We start from the raw sequence: 15905 nt of genomic DNA on the forward strand, positions 1-15905 counted from the left end.
GATTTCCTTGATTCTGAACCGAACCGATCAGTTCGATTTCATTCCCTATGCCCCTCTCCCGTGAAAATCAAGCCTTTATCGAACCGTTCGGTTCGATTATACTGACCGCATGATGGATACACCCAATCCCAAACGACACGCCGCCGGAACCAACCCGGCCTTGCGCCAGCGCATCCTTGATGGGGCGGCCGATGTGTTCATGGAACGCGGGTTTGACGCCGCCGGGGTGAATGATATTTGCCGCGCGGCGGACGTATCAAAAAGCACGCTTTACGTCTATTTCGCCCATAAGGAAGACCTGTTTGAAGCGCTGGTGGAGCAAAAGCGCGACCTGAAATTTGGCGCCGTGGAACAGGCGCTGACCATGGGGGGTCCCGCCGACACGGTACTGGCCGAATTTTTGCTGCGCATGGTTCGGGTTGTGTGTTCGCCCGAGGTTATTCGCGCCCAACGCACCATCATTGGCATTGCCGAAAGGATGCCCGAACTGGGCGCGCGGTTTTATGCGGGGGGCGCTGCGCGGGCGCAAAACCTGCTGCGCGGATATTTAGAGGGGCAGGTGGCGCAGGGGCGGTTTGCAATCCCCGATCCGGGCCATGCCGCCTATCAGCTGATCGAATTATCCAGCGCGGGCTTGCTGCGCCAGTGCCTGTACGGCGTGCGAACGCAAACCCCGCCCGACGTGGAATTGCAAGCCTCTGTCGCATCGGCGTTGGTGATGTTCAACTCGGCCTATGGCACCCGAACCCCTTAACGCGCACCCCAAGTGTCGGTAAGGCGGTATCCTTCAGGCCAGGGGTCGGACGGGTCGAGCATGTGTTGATGGATGCCCGTAATCCAGCCGCGCCCCGACAGTTCTGGGATAACGGCGGCATGGTTGCCCACCGTGGTCAGCCCCACAATCCGCCCCACAAAGGTGGAGCCGATCACGGAAACAATCGTCAAACGGTCCGCTGGCCCCATCTGCCCCTTGGCATGCAGCACCGCCATGCGCGCCGACAATGCGGTGCCGGTGGGCGAACGATCCACCTTGCCGGGCTGAATGGCCACGGCAGAGCCTGCCCGCAATTCATGCCCTTCCCGCGTCACGGGGCCCGCGAACAGGCAAAAAGAAAAATGCGTCCAATCGGGGTTGTCGGGATGGTGGAACCGCAGTTGTGCATTGGCTGCGTTGGTGATTTTCACGCCCATCTTGGCGATAAAATGCGCCTCATCCGCCACCAGTTTCAGCCCCAACGCTTCGGCATCCACAATCACAAAACTGTCGCCGCCATAGGCGGTATCGACGGTCAGCGGGCCCAAGCCTTCCACCTCCAGCGTCACGCCCAATTTGGCGGCGAAACTGGGCAGGTTTTGTACGAAAATCCGTTCCGCCTTGCCGTTTTTACACTCGGCGCGGACATGCACCAAGCCGCCGGGGGCCTCTAGCACCATCGTCGTTTCCGGTTCCTGCATTGGGAACAGGCCACCATCCAGCAGGACAGTTGCCACACAGATGGAATTGCTGCCCGACATAGGCGGCGTATCCTCCGGCTCCATAATGATAAACGCGGCATCGGCGCGCGGGTCTTTGGGAGGCACCAGCAAGTTCACATGCCGAAACACGCCACCGCGCGGTTCGTTCAGCACGAAATTGCGCAGGGTTTGGTCGCGGGCAATCCAGCGCGATTGCTTCCATAGTGTATCACCGGGCGGGGGCAAAACGCCGCCGACAATCACATCGCCCACCTCACCTTCGGCATGGGCGGAAATCACATGAATGGTCTTGCTGCTGCGCATCATCTATCCTTTCAGCCAGTGGGGCAGGGGCGGTGCCACGCCTGTTTGTGCCGCTGTTATACACGCGGCCAAGCTGCCAAATCGCACGCCACGCCCCGACAGACCCGGCGCATAATGGGCGTATTTGCCCGAATTGGTCATCAAGGTGCGCGCCGTGGTGGGAAACACCGGTTCGGTGATCGAACACCAGCAAATATCAGGGATCACCCGCGCACCAAAACTTTCCAGCGCAGCAAGCGTGCCGTCGGCGGCAATATCTGCCAGCACGTTCTGGCCCACGGTCACGATCACATCAACCGTTGCTTTGCGCCCTTTGGCCAACGCTGCAACCGCCTGACATTCGGTGGTGGAAAAATGCGGGCTGCCAAAGGCGATCAAATTCACGAGGGTAGGCGCTTGGTTCAACTCCGTCCAAACGCGGGCCAGATCGGCGCGGGTTATGGTCACGCAATCATCCGGCTGGGGATAATTTGCAACCTCCGGCGTGTGGCCCGCGACATGAAGCATGGGCGCTGCCGAGGTGGTGCCAAAGGCGGCGCACATCGCTTTTAGGTCGTCATTGGAGGCGGTAACCGCGCCAAGCCCGGTCAAAACGGGGATGCAATCCGGTGCCAATTGCCCCGCGATATAGCCCAACATGGGCCACAGCGCATCATCATGCGGCCCCAACGGTTCAATGTGCAAACGGCGGCGGGGGCGGCGATTTTCTGTCAAATACACCCCCGACAACGGGGCGCGGCCCGTCATGGCGATGAACAGGTCCAAATAATCAGGGTGTTTGACCGTGCGCGCTCCAATCACCGTATTGGCATAAATTACCGCGTTGGATTCCGACCAGCCGATGTTTTCGCCAGCCACAGGCGCACTTTGCAGCAAATACGGCGCGCAGGTGAAGGTGGGGCGCGCGCCCATGTTCACATAAGCATCCGCCAGTCGCGCCGCGCGCAGGCCAAAATCGGGGGGCACGCCTTGGTCGCGCCAATTGCCGTGATCGACCGAAATCGCGTTGATTGTGGTGGGAATGGTCACGCGCCCGCCCATCTGCTGCATTTTTTCAGCAAAGCGCAGGTTGGCATCATTGGCCAAAATACAGCCGTCGATATGGCCGCGCGTCACGTCCACCAACTGGTCCGCGCCTTGCAGGGCGGCCATTGCGCAAATCACCTCCATCGCGATGCGGCGGGCGGGGCCATCATCGCCGCGCAGGCTGGCGCGGTCTTGGTTAGTCAGGGTCAATTGCGCCACGGGCAAAGGCACCAAGGGCAGGGCCACACCGTCCACGATCAGCGCGTGGTCGGTCAGTTCGGCCGTTTGGCCCGCCATAGCCACGGCAAAGGCCGCAGCCTCCAGCCGCAGAATTGGCACGGGGCGGTCGAACATCCGGGCGGCAATCATCGCGCCCAAGGTCACCACATCTTCGGGCGCTGCGAAGACGAATGCTGCAGGAGCGATGCCGTTCAGCGCCAAATCTAGCATCACGCCGCTGCCCGAACACGACCCCCGCGTGGTCGGCATCACCAACACACGCCCCGCGATGGACTGGCTGTGCAGCGGGTGATGCGCGTCGATGACCGCACCCGTCAACGGGTCCACGCCGCCCCAAAAACTAAGGCCCTCACCCGTGGCCAGAATATCGCCTGCGCCCATGCCGGGGGTGATGATATGCCCGGTCATTTGACCACAAACCCATGCGCAAAGGGGTCGCGGTCGTCGATGAAAATAGTGTTGATGCCCGTCACCCGCGCCCATCCGGCGATGGAGGGGATAATCGCAGGTTTAGCCGCCACCGTCGCGGCAGCCTCTACCCGGCCTTTGAACAAGGAGCCGATGATGGATTCGTGGATAAATTCATCGCCCACCGCCAGTTTTCCTTTGGCCGCCAGCTGCGCCATGCGAGACGATGTTCCGGTGCCACAAGGCGATCTGTCAATCGCCTTGTCACCGTACAGCACGGCGTTGCGGCCATGCGCTGATGGGTCGCGCGCGGCCCCGGTCCAAAGAATATGGCTAAGGCCACAAATCGCCGGATGTTCGGGATGCACAAATTCATATTTGGCGTTCAGCGCCGTGCGCAGACGGTTGCCAAAGCCAACCAATTCGCCTGCCGAGAAATCCGCCATATCGCGGAAATTCTTTTGCGGGTCCACGATGGCGTAAAAGTTGCCGCCGTAAGCCACATCGACGACCACTTCGCCCATGCCCTCTACCTGCGCGGTCAGCCCTTCGGAATGAAGGAAGCCGGGGACGTTGGTCAGGCGCACTTCCTCGATAAACCGCCCCTCTTGGCGGTAGGTGACATCGACGCGGCCCGCAGGCGTGTCCAGCCGCAAAACTCCGGGGGTGGCGGGGCGGATAAGACCGTTTTCCAGCGCGATGGTCACCGTGCCAATCGTGCCATGCCCACACATCGGCAAACAGCCGGAGGTTTCAATGAACAGCACCGCCACATCGCAATCGTCGCGGGTGGGGGGAAACAGGATAGAGCCTGACATTTGGTCATGGCCGCGGGGTTCAAACATCAACCCAGTCCTGATCCAATCAAATTCCGCCAGAAAATGCGCGCGTTTTTCCAGCATGGTGGCACCGCGCAGCATCGGCGCGCCGCCTGTGACAAGGCGCACAGGGTTGCCGCAAGCGTGGCCGTCGATGCAGGGGAATGTATAGCTGGTCATGGGATTGGCTTTCAAAAACGCGATGGGGCGAAGGGGGCAAGGTCGATTTTTGGTGTTTGGTGTGACAGCAGGTCGGCAACGATTGCCGCCGTGCCCGCCGATTGGGTAAGCCCCAAATGGCCGTGACCAAAGGCACAGAGGGTGTTGGGTTGGCCTGGCAGCGGGCCAATCGCGGGCAAGCTGTCGGGCAGGGAGGGGCGAAACCCCATCCATTGCGTGCCGCCCGTGGTATCAAGGCCGGGCATAAACGCGCGTGCCTTGGTCAACATTGCATCGGCGCGGGCATAATTTGGCGGCAAATTTAGCCCGCCGAGTTCCACCGCGCCGCCCACGCGGATTCCCGAAGTCAGCGCCGAAATCACAAACCCATGCCCGCCGAACGTAACCTGACAGCGCAGATCAAACCCGCGATCGGGCAGGGTGGTGTTATACCCGCGTTCCGTTTCCAAAGGGATGCGGACCCCTGCAGTGCGTGTCAGGCGATGCGAAAACGCGCCCGCCGCCAGCACCACGCGGCCCGACATTTTGCCTGCCGATGTGTCCACGCCGTCCGCCAATAAATGCGTTGCCTCTGCCACCTCAATCCGGCCGCCGTTGGCACGAAACCGGGCGGCCATGGCCAAAACGTAGTCCTTGGGGTCCGTGATCGAATACCAACCGGGGGTAAAGGTGGCGTGAGTGAAACGGGGGGCAAGGCCGGGTTGGCGCGCGGCGATTGCGTCGCCTGTCAGATGCTCGGCCTCAATCCCCACTGCGGCGCGCGCGGCCCAACTGGGCAGGCTTGCCTCAAATTCCGCCTTACTTTCATAGACCTGCAACTGCCCGTCACGGCGCAGCATATCGGCCAAACCATGTACGGCCAAAAACGGGTCCAGCGCAGATTTCGACAGCGCCATCAGCCCGGTTTGCGCCACTGTTGATGCCGCGACTTGCGCGGGCCAGGATGCGCGCCAAAATCGCAGCATCCACGGCGCGATTTTCAACGCGTAACGCGGCGGCACCGACAATGGCCCCAGCGGGTCCAACAGCCATTTGGGCGCTTGGCGGATCACGCGTGGCGAGGCGAGCGGGAAAATATCGGTGAACGCAAACGCGCCGGCGTTGCCCGCCGATGCGCCTGCGCAGACCCCCTCGCGGTCAATAACCAACACCGAAAAACCGCGTGCTTGGGCGGCCAGCGCGATGGACAAACCCACCACACCCGCGCCAATGACGACGACATCACCATATTGCATTATACGCCCCTTAGCGGATGTTCGACAGGAACGCTTGGGTTTCCGGGTGCTGCGGCGTATTGAAAAACGCCTGCGAAGGCGCAATTTCGGCCATGATCCCCTTGTGGAAAAACGCCACTCGGTTCGATACGTCGCGCGCAAACGTCATTTCATGCGTGACACAAATCATGGTCATGCCTTCATCGGCCAGCAGTTTCAGGGTATCCAACACCTCGCCCACCAATTGCGGGTCCAGCGCCGATGTCACCTCATCAAACAGCATATAGCTGGGCGACATGGCCAGCGCGCGCGCAATCGACATGCGCTGTTGTTGGCCGCCCGACAGACGACCGGGATAGACGGACAGCTTGTCCCCTAAACCGACATGCGACAGCTGTTTTTCGGCAATAGCCTCGGCTTCCGCCTTGCCCATACCAAGCACTTTGCGCGGGGCCAAGGTGACGTTTTCCAGCACGGTGAGGTGCGGGAATGCGTTGAATTGCTGAAATACAATTCCGATTTTGCGGCGCAAGATGTTCAGGTCGGTCGCTTTGGCGTGAACTTCGGTCTCATCGACCAAAATCTTGCCGGAATTGATGCGTTCCAACCCGTTGATGCAGGTCAACAGCGTCGATTTGCCCGAACCTGAGCCGCCGATAACCGACAAAACCTCACCCTTTTCGACCGTCAGGTTGATGCCTTTCAGCACCTCCAACGCGCCAAAGGATTTATAGACTTCTTTAATCTCAATCATTGGACCACCGTTTTTCCAAATATCCGCCCAAACGCGCGATTGGGAAGCTGATGATGAAGTAGAACAACCCGCCGATAATCAGCAAAAACAGCGGTTCTTGCAGGCGGGTGATCAGGATTTGTGTGGATTTCAACAGTTCGGTCACTTGCACGACATAGACCAGCGCCGAATCCTTCATGACCCCCAGCGACAGCCCAATCCAGGATGGCAGCGCCACGCGGGTGGCAAGCGGGGCCACGATATAGCGCATGTCTTGGAACCATGTCATGCCAAGCGAGCGTGCGGCGCGGCGTGTGGTTTGTGGCACCGCCTCAATCCCGCCACGCACAATTTCGGCGCAATAGGCGGCGGTGTAAAACGTCAACACGCCGCAAGCCACGGCAAACCCTGAGATTTGTAGCCGCAGCACAATGCCCAGAAACGCGTTGACCAGAACAAGCTGGATCAACAGTGGGATGGAGCGAAAAATATCGAGGAAGAAGGTGACAGGCGCACCCCACCAAGGCCCGACCTGATAGCGAAACACGCCGAACCCGATGCCAAGGATGGTGCCGAAAAACACCGAGATAATCGTGACCAGAATGGTAATCCACGCGCCTTGCGCCAAAAACCAAACGTCCGACAGTGTCATGGAGGTGTCAAACATACCGTGCGCCCTCCTTTAATACCGGAACAGGCGGGCGGCGAGCAGCCGCGCACCAAAATTGATCAATTTAACGATGACATAGAAAATCACCGCTGCCAGCGCGAACAATTCAAACGTGCGGAACGTCAGCGCGTTCAAATCTTGGGTCACGCCGTAAAGGTCGGTGTTCATGCCCACCGTGACGCCCAGCGACGTCATCAAAACTGCCCAAACCATCTGGTTTGAAATCGGCAGAAATGAGATGCGCAGCATTTGCGGCAGAATGACATAACCAAACGCCTTGATCGGCGTCATGCCCAACGACCGCGCCGCACGCGTTTGCGTATCGGGAATAGCCTTCAGCGCGCCACGGAAATTTTCCGCGAGATAGCCTGCATTATTAAAGGTGATGCCGATCAACAGCGATGCGATGGGGCTGAAATATAGCCCAAAACTGGCGACCCCAAAATGCGCCATATAAATTTGGAACAGGGCGGGCGTGTTGCGCGCCACCTCAATCCAAGTGGTTGCAAACCCGCTTAGGATTTTGTTGCCCGAAAGCCGGAACCCGGTCAGCATGATCGCAAACAAAACCCCCAGTACCATCGACAAAACGGCGATCTGCATGGTCACCCATGCGCCATCCAGCATTTGCGGCAAACGGTTAAGGGCTTGATTCCATTGGAAGGTATAAGAAAACATCGCCACCTCTTGACTGACAGAGTGGAAGGGCGCGCTAGGTTTCCCCGCGCGCCCCAAGATCGGCGATTAGATTAGCGCGAAACACCATTAACCGTCAGATCGGCTGGCACACCTTCGCCAACCCACTTTTTATACAGTTCGGCATAACGGCCGGTCCGCACTTGCTGGTTCACGAACAGGTCCAGATAGTTGATGAACCCGTACTCCTGACGCATGGTGAACAGGCCAACATAATCTGGCACCATTGGCGCTTTGTCGACAATCATGATCCCGGGGAAGTTGCCCGATGCCACGTTCGCCTCAGACACTTCAACGGTCGCCACGGTTGCGTCAATCTGGCCCTGGCTCAACGCCAAGAAAACATCCGCTTGGGTCTGGTACGGACGGAATTCGCCAACGCCCCATTCTTTGATTTTACCTTCAATCCAGATCGCTTCATAGGTGCCAGCGGTGGCGCCAACGGTTTTGCCCTTCATGTCTTCCCATGTGGTCATCGCCGCTTTTTCATTGCCGACAACCGCGTTTTCAAACGCATAATACGGGATGGAGAAACCAACGGTTTTCGCACGCTCCAGCGTGTCGGATGTCGATGCAACACCCACATCAACCCGGCCCGCCATCAGCGCTGGAATACGCTCGGGGAACGCGGTTTCCACGATTTCGGCCTTTACGCCCAACGCGGCAGCAAGGTCGTTGCAATAATCAACGTCGAACCCAACAGGGTTGTTGGACGCATCGCGCATGCCCATTGGTGGGAAGTCCAACACAACGGCGCAACGCAGCGTGCCCGAAGCAATGATATCGTCCAACATGTCAGCCTGCGCCACGGATGCGAACGTGCTTGCAGCCAACATGCTGCCGAGCAGAATAGTTTTTTTCATATTACCTCTCCCAAGGTTGGTTTTTTGATTCGTTCCTTTTAATCACTATGTGGCCGCGACACCTATGGTGCAAGAACCAATCCCGGAAAAATACTTGCTGTATACTTACCTTCGCGTCACACAGCTTTAACGTGTGGGCAGCAATTCCGCCGGCATGTTTTGATAGGCCACCGGGCGCAAAAACCGCCGAATGGACAAGGTGCCAACGCTGGTCGCGCCAAAATTGGTACTGGCAGGGTAAGGGCCGCCATGCACTTGCGCGTCCACCACCTCCACCCCGGTGGGAAAACCGTTGACCAGCACGCGCCCAGCTTTGCGTTCCAAAACGGGGCGCAGGCGGCGGGCCGTGTCCAGATCATCCGCATCCATATGCAAGGTTGCGGTCAACTGCCCAAGTAAGCCTTTGGCCAGCGTCACCATCTCTGCCTCGGACGCCACGCGCACGATCAGGCCAAGCGGGCCAAAAACCTCCTCCGCCAGATCATGATTGGCGGCAAAAGCGCCCGCGCTTACCTCAAACAAATTGGGCCGGGCTTCGCGCCCCGATGATTGCGCGGTCAACAAAGCTGTCACCCCACTGGCCGCGCCAAAGCGTGCCTCGCCCGCGTGATAGGCAGCGGCGATTCCCGGCGTCAGCATCACTTGCGGGGCCACCTTTTCCAGCGCAGCCTTGGCACTCGCGGCAAAAACATCGGCGTTTGGCCCATCAATCACCACCGCAATGCCGGGATTGGTGCAAAACTGCCCGGCCCCCATCGTCAACGACCCGGCCCAGCCTGTGCCCAAGGCATCCGCCCGCGCGGCCATCGCATGTGGCAACAAGAACATTGGGTTCACAGACCCCAGTTCGCCAAAAAACGGAATCGGTTCCGGCCGCTGCGCGCACAAATCAAACAACGCACGCCCGCCTGCCAAACTGCCCGTAAACCCCACCGCCTTGATCAATGGGTGCTGCACCAAACTGGTGCCCACATCGCGCTTGCCACCTTGGATCAGGGAAAACACACCTTTGGGCATCCCTGTTTTTTCAATCGCGGCTTTCACCGCCTCGGCCACAATTTCAGCCGTGCCCGGATGCGCAGAATGGCCTTTGACCACCACAGGGCACCCCGCCGCCAACGCCGCAGCCGTATCGCCGCCCGCCGTGGAAAACGCCAAGGGGAAGTTTGACGCGCCAAACACCGCAACCGGACCAATCGGTTGTTGCATCATCACAATTTCGGGGCGCGGCGCGGGTTGGCGGTCCGGCTGTGCGGCGTCCACCCGGTGATCCAAATAATCACCTTTCAAAATGTGTGCTGCAAACAGCCGCAACTGCCCCACGGTGCGGCCCCGTTCACCTTGCAAGCGGCCAGCGGGCAGGCCCGTTTCGGCACAGCCCACTTCGGTAATCGCCGCGCCGCGCGCATCAATCTCATCGGCAATCGCGTTCAAAAACGCAGCGCGATCAGCACGGCTGGTCGCACTATATGTCCAAAACGCATCCTCGGCCGCCAGCGCCGCGCGGTTCACCAAATCAACCGTGCCCACGCAATATTTATGCGCTGGCCCGGTGGCGGGTTCCGATGCGAAACGCTGGTCACTGCCAACCCATTCGCCTGCGATCAAATGCTGTCCATGCGGGGTGAATGTCATAAAATGGCCCTTCTTGGTGATATTCATGCGTTTGGCAGTCGGCGCGCCCCTGCATACAACAGCAGGGCAGGGGCGCAACCGGGTTTATCAGTATTGCGCGCCGCTTAAGCGACTGCGCCGGGCAGTTTGGTCCAATCCGCATACCATGCTTGGAACAGGGACAATTGTGTCTGCACAAACCCTTTTTGGCTGTCAGACAACACATCGGCCTCGTTGAAATGCAGCGTGTATTCAGAGTCGCCCGTCAACACCAAAAGGTATTTATAGAACAAAACCAAATCCACACCTTCATCGAATTTCGACAGCACGGCCAACGCGCCTTCTAATTCCTGCGCGCGCTGGCGGGCAATCGCATTGCCCTTGGCCGCCGCTTTGCACAGCCGCACCATGTTCAACACCTCGACGGGTAGGACGTTGCCAATGCCGGTGATCGCCCCCGTGGCCCCACAGTTCACAAAACCGTGGAACACGGCCGTATCCACCCCAACCATCAAGGTGACATTGTCATCCCGGCTGGTGATGTATTCCGCCGCATAAGACATTGGCGCAGGCCCGCCAAATTCCTTGAAACCAATCAGGTTTGGATGTTCGGCGCGCAATTCAAAAAACAGGTCGGCGCGGGTCATAAAGCCGTAATGCGGGCTGTTATAGATCACGGCAGACAGGTTTGGCGCGGCAGCCAAGATTGCCTTGAAATGCGCTTTTTGTGCCGGAATTGACGTGCTGCGCGACAACACGCGCGGGATCACCATCAACCCATGCGCGCCCACCTTTGCTGCATGGGCCGCATGCGCCACGGCACTGGCCGTGTTCACAGCCCCTGTGCCCACAATCACGCGCAGGCCCGCTTTCACCAAACGCTCCACCCCTTCCATCCGCTGTGCATCGGTCAACAGCGGCCAATCGCCCATCGACCCACAATACACCACCGACGCCATACCCGCCGCCACCAGTGCTTTTCCTTTCGCGACCAAAGCATCGAAATCCGGGCTGCGGTCTGGCTTGCAAGGGGTCATCAAGGCGGGGATGGTGCCGGAAAAAATATCGCTGTTCATAAGATGCTCCTGTGATCGGGTGGCGCGGTGTGAAACACCGCTGTGGGAATGGATTTCGGGAATGTTAAATCGTTGTATACTATTTGTCGACATAAATCGAATGATCAATCGCTCACACCCAAAGAATACTCCGCTGCAATGAAGAAACTGACCAAAAATAATGCAATAAAATCAATTCAAAAGGGTCAAACCAACGTAGGAGGGAACTTATCAATATTGATAAAGAAGCAGCCCCAACAAAGACGCGATAAGCTAGCCCCATCATTTTTTGCTAGAGAACATCCTCCAGCCGCACACATTACGCCGTGATGTCTGCACAAACCGTCGCCGTGTCCGGCTTCCTGTGGGCGTGTAAGTGTCGTCGCCAGCTGATGTGCGGTCTGCGAGCGGTCTTCAAAGCTGGTCCGTCCCCGCCAACGATAAATGGTGTCGAGCGTGACACTATAGCGCGCGGCAAGCACCGAAGCCGGTTCATCACTGGCCGCGATTTTAGCCCTGATCGCAGGCGTCATCGTCGCATTCTTGTGTAGAGATAACATCATCGCGCGGCCCCACCAGTTGCGCGAGCTTCCAGCTCCGCGATCAGCTCGCGCAGCGTAGCCCGCGCGATGAAGAGTGGCAGACGCTGTTCGTCAATGCGAACGTCCAGGATGGGACAAGTAACAAGGTTCACGGAGCGGGTAGCAATAACGTGCGATTCAAATAAACATAAATCTTTCTACCATAAGGGCTAAATCAGCCCTTCCGGCGACAGATTGAACGCGTGGGGGTTTGGGGATGAACACATTGAAAAAAAGGGCACTCTGCGGAGTTTTTTTTGTACTGGCATTTGCCTTCTGTCCACATCGCACGCCAATGCGCAACACTCCGGTCCGGCGGCTGCCGTGGCGGCGGGGACAGGGCACACCGTGCTGGTCATCTTTGATTACTCCGATCCAGCAGTGATGACGGGCCTGCACGATTCCCTGTCTGGTGTCGCAGGCAAAGTGCGGGTTGGTATCAGCGCTTATCTGTCCGAAATGCCCGAAGATCTTGCGCTGCGCCCTCAAGTCCTCGACATGTTCGATGTCGCCGGTTTCACCACTTGCCCCATTTGGGGCACTGACAACCATGAAGATGCGCCAATTGATGTTTACGAGGCGCGGAACGCAACCTTGCGCGGTGCATTTGATGTGGCAAAAACCGCCGCGTTAATCGTGGATAACGGCCCCGTCACAACAGCGGGTCAAGAATGGGGCCAAGAATATCTGCTTCCGGGTGTGGGCATCTCTGATGATCGGCTTTTCGTGATCCAAAAAGATACCGCAATCGAGATTCGCGACGGCCAATCCTTTTCGGCAATTGACCTGCTTATTGATTCCGAAGTGTTCGATATTTCCGTGTGGGACTGCATGAAGGGACGGCCATAAATGCGTATGGTAACATCTACGGCAAGTCTGGATTTCGGCAACTCTCAAAATGGTGTGGATAGCTTCGTTTTCAACCTTGGAGCGGCGACCTTAATCAAGTATATTCAGGTGGTTAGAGTGTGTTTGTTGGTTTTCACGCGGCTGTGCAACTTTCCTGCATTTTCTAGGGGGTATCGGATGCTTCTTCATCCTCGATCTTGTCGAAATAGCGGGCAACACAGTTGGTATCGAAATGGGGTTTGGCACATTATGCACCGCATTGGGGGGCTAACTGCCGTTTTGGCGCTGTGTGCGGCACCCGCACTGGCACAACAAGCCACCGCCGAAGGTACCGTGGCAGACATCGTAAGCGCCATGTCCGCCACCGCAACACAGCCCCAACCCACCCGCGCGGCCATGTTGGACGCCAGCTTTAAAAACTACTGGCAATAGATACCATCATGGCGCGGGTCTTTGGGGCCAGCGCGGGGGCAATGACCGCCAGCCAGCGCGGCAGATATGCCACCGGATTGCGCCAGATCATGGCCCATAAATTGGCCGATGCGACCGCAGCCGTACCTCAATCCACCATCGCAATTGCTGGGCGCGGCCGCAGTTTCTCTGGGGGTCAAACCGCGATGCCTATCGTCGCCGTGAACACGCGCTTGCCCTCCAGCCTCACCAAAGGTGCTATCATTTTGACGCAAGGCGCAGACGGTCTGTTTCGTGTGGTTGATATAAAATTTGGCGGCGCCTCACTCGTTGCGGCTGAAAAAGACACCCTGACCGGGATAATACCAGCGGCAGGGGGTGATATGGAATTGGTCGTTGATGTCACCAAAGGAACCGCGCGCGATATCGGCATCCTCGGCAACTGATCGGCCACCCAAAACACCTCGCAGCACAGCGGCTTGCCCCAGCGGCACGACTATAGGACAAAAAGATGAAAAAATTTGGCTTTGCAACAGCCCTCTCTCCTATGAGCCACCACGCCGCTTTGTGCCCAAGACAGGTTTGCCTTTGCCCCGCTGGCCCCCGATACCCGCACCGCACCGCCGCGCCCCTACCCCTACATGATCCGCGATGTAGCCCCCGGCAGCAGCGCTGAAAATGCCCAAAACGTTTTCACCCAACACCTAGGCTAAGCGCTTGTGCCCGAAGTGATGGACCTGCGCGTCACCGCAGCCGACGGTCGCTCCGTCGCGTTTTCGTTTGACCAAAGACTGATCGTCGCGAACGCGGTGCAGATGCGCATCGCCAAACAACCCATCGACACACTGGTCGTCACCTTGGCGACAGGTGTGCTGGACGGTTCCGTGATCGCCGTGGGGCGAACGATGGTTAAATCAAACGCCAAATTGCCCGAAACGGCTGCACTGTGCGCACAAATCGAAGGGGAATAGCTATAAGGCATCACAAGCAGCGGGGTGCGGATGAAAAGTTGAACCATCTTGAAGACAGTTCATGTATAGCTACGAAGAACGGATGCGCGCGGTTACGCATTACATCAAGTTTGGTAACGCATGCGACGGGCCACCACCCGTGAGTTGGGGTCTTCACCATCGGCAGTCTGCCCGCCCCGCTGCCGCGGATCGAAGCAGTGATCGAGCCTGACAACCGCATGCCCGAGGTCATCGAAGGGTTTACACTCCAGGACGGGATCAAACAACTTAGCCAAGCCGCCTGATCACGCCGTGACCACGTTTGAACATAGCTCTTTATAAAAATTGTTAAATCTGGTCTTATTACATAATAAAACTTATGCGTTTACAAAACAATGCGTGGGCGCTAGGCGATAATGCCCCCTTTTTTAAAGCTTAAGGATTATTATTTGGCTCTGACAAATGGAAATCATCAAACAACGTGTGGCGCGTAAATAGGTGGGATTGCCAACACAGACATAGGTCCGAAGTAGACATCAGAGAGTGAGCCTGCCAACCCGACCACTAATAGGGCAACATGGATGAGAGCCGCTTCTCGCCCTCGACCCATGCCGGCAGTGCCGTCAGCGGATCGAGCCTGTCCTCCGCGTCATCGGCAATTCCATCACGGGGCATAGCTGTCGCTCCCGAAAGCTTACGGTTCGCCGTGGGCGGGGTTTCCTGCATGGTGGTCACCAGCACATCGAGGAAGTTTGGGTCTCAGTCCTCAGCTTTCCAAAGCGCGGGCCAGGTCAGCCCCGCGCCAACGGCCACCACCCAGCTCTGCACCCAGAGGAACAGCAGCGTTGAGCCGAAAAGCCAGACCAAGGCAGACTTGATCGACAGGCCCATCAGCTTGGCTGGCCTGAGAAGGCCGATGAACACGCGGGACTGGTCGGACATGGCAAGACCTCCTGGAACTCCGGCTCAGGTCGTCCAGATGGCGGCGACGATGGTGGGCGCCGCAGCGATGCCCGCGATTGCGACCACGACCCAGAGCGCTTGGCGGAAATCGAGGATGCCAAAGAGCCAGGAGAGAAACACGCCTATCAGCGCCAGTGTGCTGATCACGATGCCCAAGGGACCGGTGATCGCATCGACGATGCCTTGGAGCAGGGTTTGCACAGGTGAAAGGTCGATGCTCTGCGCAAGGGCAGGCCCTGCAATCACGAAAATCACCATTGCGCCAAGTGCTGCAAAAATAGTTTTAGACGTCACGACAGGCCTCCTCTAAGCCGCTGGAACACGGCTGTCACACGGGCCACATGACCTTGGGTTTATCTGAAAGGGGGAATGCCGCCGTGGCGGGTGATCGCCTCAGGCCCAACGTTGTAAGCAGCAAGTGCCAATGATCCGTCACCAAACTGGTCAAGCATCATCAAAAGGTAACGGGCCGAGCCGTCGAGGTTCTGAGCCATGTCATGCGGGTCGACGCCAGGGTCGCGCGCGGTGTCAGGCATGAGTTGGTCGAGCCCGATGGCCCCGACGGGGCTTTGTGCGCTTGGGTTATAGGCGCTCTCGACCTCGATGTTGGCGCGGTAGAGCAGCGTCCAGTCGGTCACCGACAGACCCGCGCGGCGCAAGCCGCTGTGGCCTGCATAGCGCAGGGCGATCGTTTCGATGGCTTGGAGAATTTCCGGAGAGGCGCGAACGGCGTGCGAGGCAATAATGGCGGCCTCGGGGCACTGTCGCAACCTTTAAGGTTCCCGCTGAAGCAGAGATATGGCAACGTTCTCTGATGGTTACAGTTTCATATTTTTGAGGGCCCTCGGCATGAAT

At 58.2% G+C, this 15905-nt stretch carries 18 protein-coding genes and 1 pseudogene; 5 read left to right on the plus strand and 14 right to left on the minus strand.

Features of this window, described 5'->3' with window-relative positions; all coding sequences use genetic code 11:
* Nucleotides 1–109: 109 nt before the first annotated feature.
* Nucleotides 110–754 carry a TetR/AcrR family transcriptional regulator gene (locus tag BMY36_RS14555; RefSeq protein ID WP_050519337.1) on the plus strand — a complete coding sequence of 215 codons (645 nt, stop codon included), beginning with the start codon at nucleotides 110–112 and terminating at the stop codon, nucleotides 752–754.
* On the opposite strand, the gene BMY36_RS14560 is transcribed toward BMY36_RS14555, so the two are convergent.
* The 11 genes from BMY36_RS14560 to BMY36_RS20315 form a co-directional block, all read right to left on the minus strand.
* Entirely contained in the window at nucleotides 751–1779 is a 1029-nt protein-coding gene (locus BMY36_RS14560) for a trans-3-hydroxy-L-proline dehydratase (protein WP_050519351.1), read from the minus strand. The genes BMY36_RS14555 and BMY36_RS14560 overlap by 4 nt on opposite strands.
* A 3-nt stretch (nucleotides 1780–1782) precedes the next feature.
* Nucleotides 1783–3453, minus strand: a complete 1671-nt coding sequence (gene lhpI, locus BMY36_RS14565; protein ID WP_050519338.1) for a cis-3-hydroxy-L-proline dehydratase — start codon at nucleotides 3451–3453, stop codon at nucleotides 1783–1785.
* On the minus strand, nucleotides 3450–4451 hold the full coding sequence (locus BMY36_RS14570) for a 4-hydroxyproline epimerase (RefSeq protein ID WP_050519339.1): 1002 nt from the start codon (nucleotides 4449–4451) through the stop codon (nucleotides 3450–3452). Before BMY36_RS14570 ends, lhpI begins: the two co-directional genes overlap by 4 nt.
* Before the next feature lie 11 nt (nucleotides 4452–4462).
* On the minus strand, nucleotides 4463–5686 hold the full coding sequence (locus BMY36_RS14575; protein ID WP_050519340.1) for an NAD(P)/FAD-dependent oxidoreductase: 1224 nt from the start codon (nucleotides 5684–5686) through the stop codon (nucleotides 4463–4465).
* Nucleotides 5687–5696: 10 nt separating this feature from the next.
* Nucleotides 5697–6419, minus strand: coding sequence for an amino acid ABC transporter ATP-binding protein (locus tag BMY36_RS14580; protein WP_050519341.1), 723 nt, complete (start codon nucleotides 6417–6419; stop codon nucleotides 5697–5699).
* Nucleotides 6412–7065 (minus strand): amino acid ABC transporter permease, encoded by a 654-nt coding sequence (locus tag BMY36_RS14585; protein ID WP_050519342.1) that lies wholly within the window; start codon nucleotides 7063–7065, stop codon nucleotides 6412–6414. The genes BMY36_RS14580 and BMY36_RS14585 overlap by 8 nt, the downstream gene beginning before the upstream one ends.
* Nucleotides 7066–7080: 15 nt before the next feature.
* Nucleotides 7081–7746, minus strand: coding sequence for an amino acid ABC transporter permease (locus BMY36_RS14590; protein ID WP_050519343.1), 666 nt, complete (start codon nucleotides 7744–7746; stop codon nucleotides 7081–7083).
* Nucleotides 7747–7817: 71 nt separating this feature from the next.
* Complete coding sequence (locus BMY36_RS14595) at nucleotides 7818–8627, minus strand: ABC transporter substrate-binding protein (protein ID WP_050519344.1); 810 nt, start codon at nucleotides 8625–8627, stop codon at nucleotides 7818–7820.
* Between the two features lie 126 nt (nucleotides 8628–8753).
* Entirely contained in the window at nucleotides 8754–10262 is a 1509-nt protein-coding gene (locus tag BMY36_RS14600; RefSeq protein WP_050519352.1) for an aldehyde dehydrogenase (NADP(+)), read from the minus strand.
* A 104-nt stretch (nucleotides 10263–10366) separates the two neighbouring features.
* Nucleotides 10367–11317, minus strand: coding sequence for a dihydrodipicolinate synthase family protein (locus BMY36_RS14605; RefSeq protein WP_050519345.1), 951 nt, complete (start codon nucleotides 11315–11317; stop codon nucleotides 10367–10369).
* A gap of 185 nt (nucleotides 11318–11502) precedes the next feature.
* Nucleotides 11503–11859 (minus strand): hypothetical protein, encoded by a 357-nt coding sequence (locus BMY36_RS20315; RefSeq protein ID WP_217646629.1) that lies wholly within the window; start codon nucleotides 11857–11859, stop codon nucleotides 11503–11505.
* A gap of 342 nt (nucleotides 11860–12201) precedes the next feature.
* Here BMY36_RS20315 and BMY36_RS14610 point away from each other — a divergent pair, with 342 nt between their 5' ends.
* From BMY36_RS14610 to BMY36_RS14625, 4 genes are all read left to right on the plus strand, one after another.
* On the plus strand, nucleotides 12202–12726 hold the full coding sequence (locus BMY36_RS14610; RefSeq protein ID WP_156215142.1) for a hypothetical protein: 525 nt from the start codon (nucleotides 12202–12204) through the stop codon (nucleotides 12724–12726).
* Nucleotides 12727–12975: 249 nt separating this feature from the next.
* Nucleotides 12976–13158, plus strand: coding sequence for a hypothetical protein (locus tag BMY36_RS14615; protein ID WP_050519347.1), 183 nt, complete (start codon nucleotides 12976–12978; stop codon nucleotides 13156–13158).
* An 8-nt stretch (nucleotides 13159–13166) separates the two neighbouring features.
* Nucleotides 13167–13583, plus strand: coding sequence for a hypothetical protein (locus BMY36_RS14620; RefSeq protein ID WP_050519348.1), 417 nt, complete (start codon nucleotides 13167–13169; stop codon nucleotides 13581–13583).
* 273 nt (nucleotides 13584–13856) lie between these two features.
* The gene (locus BMY36_RS14625; protein ID WP_050519349.1) at nucleotides 13857–14108 is read left to right on the plus strand and encodes a hypothetical protein; all 252 of its coding nucleotides are present in this window, start codon (nucleotides 13857–13859) and stop codon (nucleotides 14106–14108) included.
* Between the two features lie 738 nt (nucleotides 14109–14846).
* On the opposite strand, the gene BMY36_RS20550 is transcribed toward BMY36_RS14625, so the two are convergent.
* The 3 genes and pseudogenes from BMY36_RS20550 to BMY36_RS14640 form a co-directional block, all read right to left on the minus strand.
* On the minus strand, nucleotides 14847–15029 hold the full coding sequence (locus tag BMY36_RS20550) for a VirB3 family type IV secretion system protein (RefSeq protein ID WP_231579692.1): 183 nt from the start codon (nucleotides 15027–15029) through the stop codon (nucleotides 14847–14849).
* Between the two features lie 24 nt (nucleotides 15030–15053).
* Complete coding sequence (locus BMY36_RS14635) at nucleotides 15054–15344, minus strand: TrbC/VirB2 family protein (protein ID WP_074818840.1); 291 nt, start codon at nucleotides 15342–15344, stop codon at nucleotides 15054–15056.
* Nucleotides 15341–15763: pseudogene (locus BMY36_RS14640) on the minus strand (lytic transglycosylase domain-containing protein); the annotation flags it as partial. The gene BMY36_RS14635 and the pseudogene BMY36_RS14640, both read right to left, overlap by 4 nt.
* Between the last annotated feature and the right edge of the window lie 142 nt (nucleotides 15764–15905).

This window comes from Pseudorhodobacter antarcticus, from assembly GCF_900110135.1.
In the GTDB taxonomy this organism is placed as follows: Bacteria; Pseudomonadota; Alphaproteobacteria; order Rhodobacterales; family Rhodobacteraceae; genus Pseudorhodobacter; species Pseudorhodobacter antarcticus.

What these genes read in the sequence shown, in the direction of transcription:
- BMY36_RS14555 (WP_050519337.1), top strand. Translation starts at nt 110, where the DNA reads ATGATGGATACACCCAATCCCAAACGACACGCCGCCGGAACCAACCCG.
- BMY36_RS20315 (WP_217646629.1), bottom strand. Translation starts at nt 11,859, where the DNA reads ATGATGTTATCTCTACACAAGAATGCGACGATGACGCCTGCGATCAGG.
- BMY36_RS14620 (WP_050519348.1), top strand. Translation starts at nt 13,167, where the DNA reads ATGGCGCGGGTCTTTGGGGCCAGCGCGGGGGCAATGACCGCCAGCCAG.
- BMY36_RS14570 (WP_050519339.1), bottom strand. Translation starts at nt 4,451, where the DNA reads ATGACCAGCTATACATTCCCCTGCATCGACGGCCACGCTTGCGGCAAC.
- BMY36_RS14575 (WP_050519340.1), bottom strand. Translation starts at nt 5,686, where the DNA reads ATGCAATATGGTGATGTCGTCGTCATTGGCGCGGGTGTGGTGGGTTTG.
- BMY36_RS14590 (WP_050519343.1), bottom strand. Translation starts at nt 7,746, where the DNA reads ATGTTTTCTTATACCTTCCAATGGAATCAAGCCCTTAACCGTTTGCCG.
- BMY36_RS14580 (WP_050519341.1), bottom strand. Translation starts at nt 6,419, where the DNA reads ATGATTGAGATTAAAGAAGTCTATAAATCCTTTGGCGCGTTGGAGGTG.
- BMY36_RS20550 (WP_231579692.1), bottom strand. Translation starts at nt 15,029, where the DNA reads ATGTCCGACCAGTCCCGCGTGTTCATCGGCCTTCTCAGGCCAGCCAAG.
- BMY36_RS14600 (WP_050519352.1), bottom strand. Translation starts at nt 10,262, where the DNA reads ATGACATTCACCCCGCATGGACAGCATTTGATCGCAGGCGAATGGGTT.
- lhpI (WP_050519338.1), bottom strand. Translation starts at nt 3,453, where the DNA reads ATGACCGGGCATATCATCACCCCCGGCATGGGCGCAGGCGATATTCTG.
- BMY36_RS14560 (WP_050519351.1), bottom strand. Translation starts at nt 1,779, where the DNA reads ATGCGCAGCAGCAAGACCATTCATGTGATTTCCGCCCATGCCGAAGGT.
- BMY36_RS14605 (WP_050519345.1), bottom strand. Translation starts at nt 11,317, where the DNA reads ATGAACAGCGATATTTTTTCCGGCACCATCCCCGCCTTGATGACCCCT.
- BMY36_RS14585 (WP_050519342.1), bottom strand. Translation starts at nt 7,065, where the DNA reads ATGTTTGACACCTCCATGACACTGTCGGACGTTTGGTTTTTGGCGCAA.
- BMY36_RS14595 (WP_050519344.1), bottom strand. Translation starts at nt 8,627, where the DNA reads ATGAAAAAAACTATTCTGCTCGGCAGCATGTTGGCTGCAAGCACGTTC.
- BMY36_RS14615 (WP_050519347.1), top strand. Translation starts at nt 12,976, where the DNA reads ATGCACCGCATTGGGGGGCTAACTGCCGTTTTGGCGCTGTGTGCGGCA.